Below are 12591 nucleotides of genomic sequence, written 5' to 3' on the forward strand. Positions count from 1 at the left end.
ACTTTTATTGAAACCACCAAATTTTTTTTCATTATTTTTTTTCAATAAATCATGAATCATACTTTTTCATTCTTCACTTTTAATTCTTCCATCTTGCATAGTGAAAACCTTATCCGCCATTTGAGCTAATTCATTATTATGAGTAACAATTACAAAGGTCTGTGAGAAGGTATCTCTCAGGTCGAAGAACAATTGATGTAATTGCTGAGCACTCTCTGAATCAAGGTTTCCACTGGGCTCATCGGCAAAAATCACCGAAGGTTGATTAATCAACGCTCTGGCTACCGCCACCCGTTGTTGCTCCCCCCCAGAGAGCGCTTGTGGCTTATGAGTGATGCGATGAGAAAGTCCCAAATAGCCCAACAGCTCCTTTGCTCTGGCCTCTGCCTGCCTCTTAGATAGTCCTTTGATAAATGCCGGTATGCAGACATTCTCTATTGCTGTGAACTCAGGCAGAAGCTGGTGAAACTGAAATATAAATCCTATCTGCTCGTTGCGAAACTGTGCAAGCTTCTTTGCCGAAAGCTTTGTTACATCTATATCATTGATCTGAAGAGAACTACCCTCGTGCTTGGTCATCGTATCCAAAGTACCTAAGATATGTAACAGTGTAGTCTTCCCTGCCCCAGAAGCTCCCACTATGGAAACTACTTGAGCTTTATCTACCTGTATATCTACTCCTTTGAGTACATCTACTTGTCCAAATTTCTTATGTATATTTGTTGCTTTTATCACACCATTAGTTGTTAGTATTCGAAGGATCAGAGGTTAGTATCAATACCGATCACTGTTTTGGTACTTTGATAACATACGTCTTACCTGTCTTATTCTCCAAGGTAAAATCACGTATCCAAGGATTGAGCAAACGGATAGTCTTATAATTGGTTTTATAGAGCTTGGCAAAGTTTGCCAAATTTGTAATGGTTGAATCCACTGTAACATATTGTACTGGTTCTAGATCGTACAACTGACTTTTCTTATAGATAAATCCATATTTTTTAGGATTCTTCATTATCTCCTTTAGTGCCAAGATACGAAATACATAACGACTGGTTTCATTATTCAAGTGCAGATCGTAATAATCATTCACTTGTTGTTTGTTCAGCTGAGTACGGATACCACTCTTACCAGCATTATAGGCAGCAGCAGCCAATGTCCAGCTCCCCATTTCTTCTTTTGCTTTTTTCAGATACAGACAAGCGGCTTCTGTAGCTTTTTCTAAGTGATAGCGCTCATCCACCGTATTTTCCATTTCTAAGTTATATTCCTTCGCTGTTCCTTTCATAAACTGCCAAAATCCCGCAGCTCCAGAGGGAGAAACGACATTCTGTAATCCACTTTCGATAAGTGCCAAGTACTTAAAGTCATTAGGCACATCATACTTGGCTAGGATAGGTTCTATAATAGGAAAGAACTTATGGGCACGCTTGATCAAGAGAAGTCCATTGGATTGCCAATATACATTGATAAGCAGTTCACGGTCCAAGCGCTCACGCACATCTGATATTTGCAGCGGCACAGACTCACCTGCAAAATCCATTTTCTTAGGTAAGTCCCATGCCTTTATCTGATAGGTAGGCAAAGTATCTCTTTCGCCTGAAGCAGCCAACATCAAAGGATCATCCTCACTTAGAGTAGGTACTGCCACCTCTGTAGGAGCTGCTACTGCATTGATAAGCAACAAAGCAACTGCAGCAACCCCTATCCCACTGAATACTTTTTGGCAAATAGAACAAACTTTTTTCATCTTTTATTTATTACATCATTTATTATTAGTGTTTTTACAGCCTGACTTGTATAAATCATAACCCTACAACACCTTATCATTTTCAATCTGCAAAGGTAAATATTTTTCTTATAGAATATCAAAATATTTTTCTATTATATTTTTTTTGTGCTTTTTTAAGAATACAAGAAAAGACTGCCTGAGAAATTCAGACAGTCTTCTTTATATTGTTCAGGTATCAAGACCTATTAATCTTCATTTTTCCCTTTGCGAGAGAGTCCACTCCATACAAGTACTCCTATGATAGCTACCGCTACCAATTTTCCTCCATAACGAGTATAGAAATCCAATTTGTTAAGCTTTTCGCCATCCAAATTATTCTCTTTTAGGATTGCATCCATATCTTCCTTCTTTATATCATAATAAGCATCCTTATTATTGGCTTCTATAAGGACCAATTTAGGTTCTTCTTGTATCCAGAGAGGAAGGAAATAAGCTACATTGAACTCTTTGTGAAGACGGCCTATATCCACATAAGTAGACCCATTTTTGTACTCGTCTGTATCAGGTAAATCATGTACTTTCTCTAATACCTCACGACTCCCAATAGGAATTCCTACCTTAGCAAAGGCTTGTGTGGAAGCAAGTAGGAGAAATGCTCCCAAGAAGAATAATCTATTCATGGTAAAAAAATATTAAGAATTGAGCGACAAAAGTAACATTTATTTCACAATAAACAAATATAGAAGATAGTTATTTTTTTGTTAAATAAAATATCCAAAATTATTTCCTTCAAATATTGGTCATTTCAAGTATTTTTATTACCTTTGGCACTTAAAAAAAATGCAAAAAACCGTACATTTATGGACAGCCGATATACGATGCGTGGTGTCTCTGCCACCAAAGAAGAAGTACATAATGCTATCAAAAATATAGATAAAGGTTTGTTCCCTAAAGCCTTTTGTAAAATAGTACCCGATGATCTTACAGGCGATGAGAACTATTGCTTAGTGATGCACGCTGATGGTGCCGGTACCAAATCGGCTTTGGCTTATATGTATTGGAAGGCTACAGGCGACCTAAGTGTATGGAAAGGTATTGCCCAAGATGCACTTATTATGAATATAGACGATCTAATATGTGTAGGAGCTGTAGACCACATTATGCTTTCCTCTACCATCGGTCGTAATAAAAATCTTATCCCTCAGGAGGTGATTTCAGCTATTATCAATGGGACAGAAGAACTGATTGCGGAATTGAAAACTTTTGGGATAAACATCCATTCTACAGGAGGAGAAACAGCTGATGTAGGCGATTTGGTACGCACTATTATCGTGGACTCTACCGTTATAGCACGTATGAATCGTAGAGATGTAATTGACAATGCCAATATCAAGGAAGGAAATGTAATTGTAGGCTTGGCTTCGTATGGACAAGCTACTTATGAAAAGGAATACAATGGTGGTATGGGGAGCAATGGGCTCACTTCAGCACGCCATGATGTATTTGCAAAGGAATTAGCGTATCAATTCCCTGAAAGCTTTGATCCCTCCGTACCTAATGAGCTTGTGTATGCAGGTAGCAAACAACTCACTGATAGGGTAACTAATAGTCCTTTGGATGCTGGTAAACTTGTCCTCTCCCCTACCCGCACTTATGCTCCTATTATCAAGGAGATATTAAGACACTACAACAATACACAAATATGTGGGATGGTGCATTGCAGTGGTGGTGCGCAAACTAAGATATTACACTTTATAGACAATCTACATATTGTTAAAGACAATCTCTTCCCAGTACCTCCTCTCTTCCAGCTTATTCAAAAAGAATCTAATACTGGTTGGAAGGAAATGTACCAAGTGTTCAACTGCGGCCATCGCATGGAGCTGTACGTACCAGAAAAGGTTGCCACTGATATTATAGCTATCTCCGAATCTTTCGGCGTGCCAGCCCAAGTAATAGGACACGTAGAAAATTCAGATAAGAAACGCCTGACTATAAAAAGCGAATATGGCACTTTTGAATATTGTTAAAAACTAAATGGCAATACCCTTTGCGAAATCATCTTAATTAAGTATCTTTGCCACTGTTTTTTTTAATTTTACAAAGAGCTATCAGCCAATGTCAAAAACCAAATCCACCCCTGCAAAGAAAGAAACCAAAAAAAGTTCCACTTCCTTCCTTGAGAGAAAAGTCTCAATAGGAGTGGTTCTGCTATTTGTTTGTTTTATCCTTTGTGTCTCTTTCATCTCATTCATTTTCAGCTGGCAAGCAGACCAAAGTATTCTTTCAGAGCTTGCCGATAGGAACATACAATCACAGAATATTTTCAATAAGGTAGGCGCCTATATTGGGAATCTATTTATATACAAAGGGTTTGGTATTGCAGTCTTCATTCCCTTAGCTATCTTATCCCTTACTGCGCTGAAGCTCATTCTTTCGACCAAAACCAAGCTGCTCAACAAATGGTTTTGGGGAATTTTGTGGATGCTCTTCATCTCAGTTTCCTTAGGCTTTTTCTCCTCCGATGCAACTATCCTTAGTGGAATAGGTGGATACGAAATCAATGCCTACCTAAGAGACTACATAGGACGATTGGGAACAGCCTTGTTGTTACTTCTCATTTTATGCTTATACCTCATTGGGAAGCTACACCTTACCCCTGAAAAAATAAAAAATAGTTTTTCTTCAGGAGAGCTTTGGTTGAAAAATAAAAAAACTATCTGGAAATCCTCTGAGAAAATAACAAAAGAGGAAGATAAAACAGCAGAAAAACCATCTCACTTACCAGAAGAAGAAATTTTCACAATGCCCTCTACTGAGACAGAGGAAGAAAGAAAAGAGGAGGAGGACAATGCTATTGATATCTATACCCACAGGAAAGATATTCCTCTGCTGTATGACCAAGAGGAAAGCCCAGACACCACCATAGAAGATAAAGAGTTCAAAGTAGAAATCAAACAAGAGGAAATGGTCAATCCAGAGGATGTAGCTCGCCGCTTGGTGGAGGATTTCGGAGAATATGACCCTACCTTAGAACTCAAGAGTTATCAATTTCCTCCTATAGACCTACTCAAGGAATACAAAGAAGCAGGTGTAGTACGCAATGATGAAGAATTGGAGGAGAACAAAAACACCATTATCCAGACACTGCGTGATTACAAGATTGAGATTTCTCGTATCACAGCTGTCATAGGTCCTACCGTTACTCTTTATGAAATAACCCCTGCTCCTGGGGTACGTATCTCTAAAATAAAAAGCTTAGAGGATGATATTGCTCTATCCTTAGCCGCCTTAGGAATTCGTATCATTGCCCCTATCCCAGGAAAAGGTACTGTAGGTATAGAAGTCCCTAATAAAAATGCAGCCATGGTGCCTATGCGTTCGGTTATCAGTTCTGTTAATTTCCAAAAAGCAGAAATGGAACTACCTATCGCCTTTGGTAAGACTATTAGTAATGAAACCTTTGTCGTTGACCTTGCTAAAATGCCACATATGCTCATGGCAGGGGCTACAGGACAAGGGAAATCCGTTGGGCTCAATGCAGTACTTACCTCCTTACTCTACAAAAAGCACCCTGCCGAGGTGAAGTTTGTCCTTGTAGACCCGAAGAAGGTCGAGCTTACACTCTATAACAAGATAGAGCGCCACTTCTTGGCAAAACTCCCTGATAATGAAGAAGCTATAATTACCGATACTACCAAGGTTGTCAATACACTGAACTCTCTGTGTATAGAAATGGACAACCGATACACCCTACTAAAGAATGCTATGGTGCGTAATATCAAGGAATACAATGCCAAGTTCAAAGCACGCCAACTCAATCCTAATGATGGTCACCAGTTCTTACCTTATATAGTATTGGTAGTAGATGAGTTTGCTGACCTTATCATGACCGCTGGCAAAGAGGTAGAACTTCCTATCGCTCGCTTAGCACAGCTAGCACGTGCGGTGGGAATCCATCTGATTATCGCAACCCAGCGACCTTCAGTCAATGTGATTACAGGTCTTATCAAGGCCAACTTCCCTGCTCGTGTAGCCTTTAAGGTTTCTCAGTCCATTGACTCCAAGACTATCCTGGATGGTCCTGGTGCCCAACGACTTATCGGGAAAGGGGATATGCTCTACACCCAAGGCAATGACTTGATACGTATCCAATGTGCTTTTGTCGATACCCCTGAAGTAGAACGTATCGCCAACTTCATAGGTTCCCAGCGAGGATACCCTGATGCCTTCCTACTCCCAGAATATGTAGGAGAGGAAAGTGGAGGAAGTAGCCCTGAGGTGGATATGTCCAAAAAAGATTCCCTCCTGAGAGAGGCTGCTGAAGTCATCATCAGTGCTCAACAAGGATCTACTTCATTGCTCCAGCGTAAGCTGGAGATAGGTCATGCACGCGCCGGACGTATCATGGATCAGCTAGAAGTATTGGGAGTAGTAGGCCCTTTCAAAGGAAGCAAACCCAGAGAAATTTTCTTTGCTGATACGATGAGTCTACAAGAATTTTTAGATGAAAAAGGAATTTAGATTAAGTAAGATATAGAAGTACAATGAATACTATAAAGATAGCGGTTATTGGTCTGGGATATGTAGGCCTCCCGTTAGCACGCCTTTTTGCAACACGCTACCCCGTAGTAGGTTACGACAAAAAACAATCACGCGTAGATTCTCTAAAAAAAGGAGAAGATATCACCTTGGAAATAGACAGTTCCCTCCTTCAAGAAGTCTTATCTGAAAAAAATCCTACTACTACAGAAGGTGAAAAAGGGCTTTTTTGTACTGATAACTCAGATGAATTAAAGGATTGTAATTATTTTATCATCACTGTACCTACTCCTGTGGACATACATCATCGTCCCTTGTTGACCCCTTTGTATTCAGCGAGTGAAGTGGCAGGTAAATATCTCAAAAAAGGAGATATTGTCATCTACGAGTCCACTGTATATCCTGGTTGTACCGAAGAGGAATGTGTACCCATCTTAGAACAAGTCTCTGGACTGAAATATAACGAAGATTTCTTTGTAGGATACTCACCGGAACGTATCAACCCAGGGGATAAGCTCCATACTGTAGCGCATATTCTAAAAATCACCTCCGGATCCACTCCTGAAGTAGCTCAAAAGATAGATGCTCTATACCAGTCTGTCTTAGAAGCTGGCACTCATTTGGCACCTACTATCAAAGTTGCTGAAGCTGCTAAGGTTATAGAAAACTCTCAGAGGGATATTAATATCGCCTTTGTAAACGAACTGGCCAAGATATGCAACCTCTTGGAGATAGATGTAAGAGCCGTTTTGGAAGCCGCAGGCACCAAATGGAATTTTCTAAGATTCTCTCCCGGACTGGTGGGAGGACATTGTACAGGAGTAGATCCATATTACTTAGCCCAAAAAGCACAAGAGGTAGGCTATCACCCAGAAATTATCTTAGCCGGACGCCGAATGAATGATTCCATGGGAAAGTATGTAGCTGATCAAGTAATCAAACTCATGATAGCGCGCAATATCACCATTCATAAAGCCCATATTTTAGTATTAGGTATTACTTTCAAAGAAAATTGTCCTGATGTACGCAACACTAAAGTTACCGATGTGGTACGTCAGTTAGAATCTTTCCATACCCAAGTAACTGTATATGATCCATGGGCTAACCCTAAAGAAGTATGGGAAGAGCATCAGATACACTCTGTAACTACACTTCCTATCGAAAAATATGATGCTATTGTACTGGCTGTTGCTCATAAGGAATTCCTTGACCTCCCTTGGAAGGAATTGAGAAAAACACACAGTATTCTCTATGATGTAAAAGGAATACTCCCCGAGGCCGATGGACATTTATAAAAAATAAAAGCGTAGTTACCTACGCTTTTATTTTTTCTTGAGCCAATTGTACAATCTGGGAGACTACCTCAATAACTGTAGTGTCTGAATTGTCTATTTCTATAGCGTCGTCTGCTTTCTGTAGGGGAGATTCTGTTCTGTGAGTATCCTGATAATCACGCTCTTGTATATTCTTAAGTACCTGTTCATAGGAAGCCTGTTCCCCCTTCTGTTGTAGTTCCTCAAAGCGTCTTTGCGCACGTATTTGCTCTGAAGCTGTCATGAATATCTTTAGTTCGGCTTCAGGAAATACGACAGTACCTATATCACGTCCGTCCATAACTATTCCCTTTTGCTCTCCCATTTGTCGCTGTAGGTTCACCAAGTAAGCACGTACCTGTGGAATTTTAGCCACCTCACTCACATAGGTAGCTACTGTCATACTACGTATCTCTTTTTCTATATTCTCCCCATTGAGATATAGTTCAGAAGCTCCCCGCTGGGAGTTATATCGAAAGCTGATAGCGCTTTGCTTAAGAGCTGTCAATAATCCCTGCTCGTCTATAGACTGTTTTTCTTTTCCTTCTTCAGAAGAAGAAAGAAACTTCTGTTGGAGTGCCAAATAAGTTACAGCTCTGTACATAGCTCCTGTATCTATATATACATATTGCAAGGCATTAGCTACGAGCTTGGCTGTTGTGCTCTTTCCTGTGGAGGAATAGCCATCTATGGCAATGATAATTTTTTTCATGGTTTTAGGCAAAAAAATAACTTACCAAAAAACAAAATATGATTTTCAGTAAGTTATATTATTAAAGTATGATTTTGATTATTGTTCGAAAGTTGTTGTATTAGAAGGATTTTGCTTCAGCTTCAGTGCGTATTTTTCGGATAAGGAGCTTAGCCATACCTATATTGGCTGTATCGTCCAAGATAATATGATGCAATATTTTTCTACTTTGCAAGAGTCCTATAAGATGTGTCTGCCCCTCATATACCAAGCACACATCATCCACACTTTTATCAGCCAACCCTTCTGTATTTTCAAAAGAAAGTACTGCATTTCGAAAGATTTCTACTTGATAAGAACTGGCCAAGCGATTATCTACCCCAGGACGCGCCTTGTAAGCCAAGATAGAGCCATCCAAAGTACTTACCAAAGATACAGAAATAGTACCTGATATATTAGAAAAAAGCTCTTCTACATATCCGTTAAGAAATTGTTCCATGATTTAATGCTTTAGCTAAAAAATAATTTTCTGAAATGACTTTCCTTTTTAGGGGCTTCCTGTGTTATTTTAGGATAAAGCTCTGTTTGTACAGAGTCAAAAGTAACCACCTTAGTCATCGCTTCATAACATTTTTTATGGATGATACTAAGGATTCCATAGTTTACTTTTTTGGCATCAGTAATAAGATGTATAAGGTAATCAAAATCCTTAGACACATAGATCACATGAATCTGTTGACTGTTTGAGATAGTAATCTCTCGAAGAGAATCCTGGTATATATTATCAATATATTTGATCTCCTGAAGCGCATTTTTAGCTATTTCTGCTTCAAACTTTGCAGTAGCAGTATAATCGAATCCACTAAAAGATTGATTGTACAAGACTTCGCCATGTTCAGTTCCTATGAAGCTAACTGAGAGTATACCAGAGAGTTGAGCTCCCATCTGGTCGGCATATTTTTTGAATTCTTCTAAAATCATACTTTTAAAATTTTAATTAGGTTATCACACTGCAAATCTACAACGTTTTTCTGTAAAAAGCAAGTATTGTAATAGAATATAATCAACAAAATAACAAACCCTGTTAATAACAACACAAGATATTGTAAATTAATTCATTACAAACAAACATTACTTTTTACTTATCAATATATTTATCAGAAGCCAAATATCTGAGCATCTTCCTTATTCTGCTTATCTCTGGCCTTTTTCTTTTCTATATATTCTATATCTCTGTACCGATCATAGAAGCGGTAAGAAACTCCTACCCCTCCAAGATATCGTGTAGGAGTAGTTTTCCAACTGGCTCCTATAGAAGCATTTATCTGAAAATTCTCATCTATCAGATAGGAAGCTCCCATCCTTAGCAAAGAATCCTTGTAATAGTCACTGGTAATCCCTTCACTTTCCAAGAAAATACTCCAACGATCATCATAAAGATTGTGTGTTAGAGTAAAAATATAGCTATATTGTGCATGTTTAGAAGCCATATTGTTCCCCACCAAGTTCAAGACCAAAGCCACTTCGTTAAGTGGATGGCTCTGTAGAGCTATAATAGCCTTAGGAGTTATAATCTTATAATCCTCATTGTTTAATTCATAGAGATAGCGATTTTTCTCTAATATATTGAATCCAAGATACAGAGAGATAGCAGGAATCATCTTTCTCCAACTAAAATCGGCATTGGCCTTCCAGCTATAGACATTTGATTTGCTCAAGAAAACAGGATCATAGAAGAGGTATTTCGCACCTATGGTATTGCGCAGGAAGCCCAACTTACTGGAAGAAAGACCTTCTGCTGTGCGATTGCTATATAGAAAAGTACCATCACCAATGATCTCAAACTCATTTCTCCATACTCCATAACGAACCATATAGTTAAGCCCTATATTCTCCTGTGAAAGGTTGAGTGCTTCGTGTTTGTTTGTCTCATAATACACATCTGCTTCGGCTTGAGCTACCTTTTGCCCTACAGAATATGCTCCCATAGACCTTCCTGGCTTATTAGAGTTAATAATATCTGTATACTGAGCATGGGCTGTAATAGCCCATAGTACAAAAAAAGAAAACAACCCTTTTTTCATAAACAAAATCCTTTTATTCATATCTAATCTTATAATTTAGTATCACAATCTATAAAATAATTTCTATTTTTTCCATAGGTATTATAAGGCACAAAGATAAAAAAATTATTATTACAAACCCTATTTTTGTGTATTTTTTATTTGCAAAAAAAAACAGCAATAAGTTTCCCTATTGCTGTAAAAAATATAAACTATGAAAAAATTTTACATTTCGGTAATGATAAATTCACTACGTCTGTTCTTTTGATGTTCTTCTTCAGAACAAGGAACTCCATTGGAGCATCCATTAACGAGCTGTGTTTCTCCATATCCTTTAGCAGTGAGCCTGCTTCTATCAATACCTTGCTGTACCATCCACTCTAAAGTAGATTTTGCACGCCTATCAGAAAGAGCTAGGTTATAAGCGTCAGAACCACGGCTATCCGTATGAGACTTGATGGCAATCTTAATAGTAGGATGTTCCTTCATTACTTCAACAATCTTAGCCAAGTCCACAGCTGCATCCGGACGGATATTTGATTTGTCAAAATCAAAGTATATAATTTCTATATTAAAGAATTTAGCCAAATCATCCCCTACAGTAACTTTTTTCTTGATACTCTTTAGGAATATTTCTTGGTGAATTTCTCCATTCTGACGAATATTGATTTGTTCTTCAGCTACTGCATAATCTTCCTTCTGAGCTCGTACAAAGACAAAAGTATCATCACAATCTACAGGATTTTTTCCAAAGTCAAAAGTACCATTTGCTTCATTAGTTTTTTGGGTAATCTCTTTCTGTTGGCTATCAGAAAGAGTAAGCAATACATCGGAGAGTGTCTCGTGAGTATCAGCATCTTTTACAACACCCTTTATCACTTTATAACAATCGAACTCCAAAGGTCTGTTCTGTATAAAAGAGTAAATATCATCTTTTCCTTTCCCTCCAGGTCTATTAGAAGAGAGGAATCCCATGCTCTTTTGTTCATCAAGAATAAAAGCAAAATCATCATCGGGAGTATTCCCAGGACGACCTATATTCTGTAATCCTTTGAGAGAACCATCCTGATTGATCTTTACAGCAAAGATATCCAATCCTCCTAAACCAGGCAATCCATCAGAAGCAAAAAATAGTACATTATTCTGAGAGATAAAAGGAAAAGTCTCTCTTCCTTCGGTATTGATAATCTCTCCCAGATTCTCTGGTTTGCCATAGGTACCTTTATCATGATTTATTTTCACTCTGAAAATATCAGATTTCCCATGAGTTCCTACAATATCTGCAGCAAAATAGAGATATTTTCCATCAGGAGTAAGTGCAGGATGAGCTACACTATATCCGGTAACATTGAAAGGTAAGCGTACAGGCTCTGCCCAGGTATTATCTCCTTTCTTAACAGAACGATATAGCTCCAAGAGTATCTTTTCATCTCTATTTTTCTTTTTCTTTTCCTCTTTTGTAAGTGGTACCAAGTAGTTACGAGTAAAATAGATAGTATCCAAACTCTTAGTAAAAATAGGACTTGATTCATTGAGAGAGGTATTCAGTACAGAAGAGAAACGCTCTTCTCCATGTAAATTACCGTCTTTCAAAGAGGTCTTGAAAAGATCATAATATCCTTCTCCTGTCCACTTGGAAGCTTCTCTAAATAAAGAAGGTTTTCTACTTGCTGTAAAGACAACCGCATCAGGTCCATAAAAAGCAGTACCATACTCAGAATATTCTGTATTGATATCGACTGGTTTTATAGTAAGCCTGCCTGAATTATCTTTGATAACTTTCAGATAATCAGTATTTTCTTCCAATTTACGAGCTCTGATATCCTCACGACCAGTAAGCTTCATGAATTGTTGGAGTATAGCAGTAGCCTCTTGGTAACGTTCTGCAGATTTAAGAGTTTGAGCATAACGATAATAGTACTCTGGAGTAAGGGTATAATTATCCTTTTGCGCATTTTTGAACAGTTGGTCATACCATTTTAAAGCATTTGTATAATCTGCATTAAAATAATAGGAATTCCCCAAATTCTGCAAAATGGTCTGGTCTACATATCCTTGTTCTGCTATGCGTTCGTATATTTTGATAGCGTCCGCATAGGCATACTTACTATATAGTTCATTGGCTTTCTGTGCCTTTTTTTCATTTTCTTCTTTTTGTTTGTCATCTACTTGTGCAAAAATAGTTGAGAAAGGAAAAAGAAGAAGCATCAATATTGTTATCCTTTTTATCATTTTCCGTTTTTTTATTAGTCT

General features: G+C 38.1%; 11 protein-coding genes. 3 read left to right on the forward strand and 8 right to left on the reverse strand.

The annotated features are described in order from the left end of the window. Positions 1–66: 66 nt before the first annotated feature. The 3 genes from CGC50_RS03185 to CGC50_RS03195 all read right to left on the reverse strand — a co-directional run bounded on the left by CGC50_RS03185 (position 67) and on the right by CGC50_RS03195 (position 2409). Positions 67–735 carry an ABC transporter ATP-binding protein gene (locus CGC50_RS03185; protein WP_095909649.1) on the reverse strand — a complete coding sequence of 223 codons (669 nt, stop codon included), beginning with the start codon at positions 733–735 and terminating at the stop codon, positions 67–69. 49 nt (positions 736–784) lie between these two features. Further along, positions 785–1747 carry a lytic transglycosylase domain-containing protein gene (locus tag CGC50_RS03190; RefSeq protein ID WP_095909650.1) on the reverse strand — a complete coding sequence of 321 codons (963 nt, stop codon included), beginning with the start codon at positions 1745–1747 and terminating at the stop codon, positions 785–787. A gap of 227 nt (positions 1748–1974) precedes the next feature. Beyond that, a complete protein-coding gene (locus tag CGC50_RS03195) occupies positions 1975–2409 on the reverse strand; it encodes a hypothetical protein (RefSeq protein WP_095909651.1) in 435 nt (144 codons plus the stop codon). A 180-nt stretch (positions 2410–2589) separates the two neighbouring features. On the opposite strand from CGC50_RS03195, the gene CGC50_RS03200 reads away from it, so the two are divergent. From CGC50_RS03200 to CGC50_RS03210, 3 genes are all read left to right on the forward strand, one after another. Further along, positions 2590–3759, forward strand: coding sequence for an AIR synthase related protein (locus tag CGC50_RS03200; RefSeq protein ID WP_095909652.1), 1170 nt, complete (start codon positions 2590–2592; stop codon positions 3757–3759). Positions 3760–3847: 88 nt separating this feature from the next. Then, positions 3848–6253 carry an FtsK/SpoIIIE family DNA translocase gene (locus tag CGC50_RS03205; protein WP_095909653.1) on the forward strand — a complete coding sequence of 802 codons (2406 nt, stop codon included), beginning with the start codon at positions 3848–3850 and terminating at the stop codon, positions 6251–6253. Between the two features lie 23 nt (positions 6254–6276). After that, positions 6277–7566, forward strand: a complete 1290-nt coding sequence (locus CGC50_RS03210; RefSeq protein ID WP_002670393.1) for a nucleotide sugar dehydrogenase — start codon at positions 6277–6279, stop codon at positions 7564–7566. 19 nt (positions 7567–7585) lie between these two features. Here CGC50_RS03210 and cmk read toward each other — a convergent pair whose 3' ends face one another. From cmk to CGC50_RS03235, 5 genes are all read right to left on the reverse strand, one after another. Next, positions 7586–8296, reverse strand: coding sequence for a (d)CMP kinase (gene cmk / locus CGC50_RS03215; RefSeq protein WP_095909654.1), 711 nt, complete (start codon positions 8294–8296; stop codon positions 7586–7588). A gap of 100 nt (positions 8297–8396) precedes the next feature. Next, the gene (locus CGC50_RS03220) at positions 8397–8774 is read right to left on the reverse strand and encodes a hypothetical protein (protein WP_095909655.1); all 378 of its coding nucleotides are present in this window, start codon (positions 8772–8774) and stop codon (positions 8397–8399) included. Positions 8775–8785: 11 nt separating this feature from the next. After that, positions 8786–9256, reverse strand: a complete 471-nt coding sequence (locus CGC50_RS03225) for a hypothetical protein (RefSeq protein ID WP_095909656.1) — start codon at positions 9254–9256, stop codon at positions 8786–8788. 176 nt (positions 9257–9432) lie between these two features. Beyond that, positions 9433–10359, reverse strand: a complete 927-nt coding sequence (locus tag CGC50_RS03230; protein ID WP_095909657.1) for a transporter — start codon at positions 10357–10359, stop codon at positions 9433–9435. A gap of 204 nt (positions 10360–10563) precedes the next feature. Further along, the gene (locus CGC50_RS03235) at positions 10564–12570 is read right to left on the reverse strand and encodes an OmpA family protein (RefSeq protein ID WP_095909658.1); all 2007 of its coding nucleotides are present in this window, start codon (positions 12568–12570) and stop codon (positions 10564–10566) included. Between the last annotated feature and the right edge of the window lie 21 nt (positions 12571–12591).

The organism is Capnocytophaga gingivalis, assembly GCF_002302415.1.
Taxonomy (GTDB): domain Bacteria; phylum Bacteroidota; class Bacteroidia; order Flavobacteriales; family Flavobacteriaceae; genus Capnocytophaga; species Capnocytophaga gingivalis.

Coding starts and splice junctions, on each gene's coding strand:
- CGC50_RS03190 (WP_095909650.1), bottom strand. CDS start 1,747: ATGAAAAAAGTTTGTTCTATTTGCCAAAAAGTATTCAGTGGGATAGGG.
- CGC50_RS03195 (WP_095909651.1), bottom strand. CDS start 2,409: ATGAATAGATTATTCTTCTTGGGAGCATTTCTCCTACTTGCTTCCACA.
- CGC50_RS03200 (WP_095909652.1), top strand. CDS start 2,590: ATGGACAGCCGATATACGATGCGTGGTGTCTCTGCCACCAAAGAAGAA.
- CGC50_RS03205 (WP_095909653.1), top strand. CDS start 3,848: ATGTCAAAAACCAAATCCACCCCTGCAAAGAAAGAAACCAAAAAAAGT.
- CGC50_RS03210 (WP_002670393.1), top strand. CDS start 6,277: ATGAATACTATAAAGATAGCGGTTATTGGTCTGGGATATGTAGGCCTC.
- cmk (WP_095909654.1), bottom strand. CDS start 8,296: ATGAAAAAAATTATCATTGCCATAGATGGCTATTCCTCCACAGGAAAG.
- CGC50_RS03220 (WP_095909655.1), bottom strand. CDS start 8,774: ATGGAACAATTTCTTAACGGATATGTAGAAGAGCTTTTTTCTAATATA.
- CGC50_RS03225 (WP_095909656.1), bottom strand. CDS start 9,256: ATGATTTTAGAAGAATTCAAAAAATATGCCGACCAGATGGGAGCTCAA.
- CGC50_RS03230 (WP_095909657.1), bottom strand. CDS start 10,359: ATGAAAAAAGGGTTGTTTTCTTTTTTTGTACTATGGGCTATTACAGCC.
- CGC50_RS03235 (WP_095909658.1), bottom strand. CDS start 12,570: ATGATAAAAAGGATAACAATATTGATGCTTCTTCTTTTTCCTTTCTCA.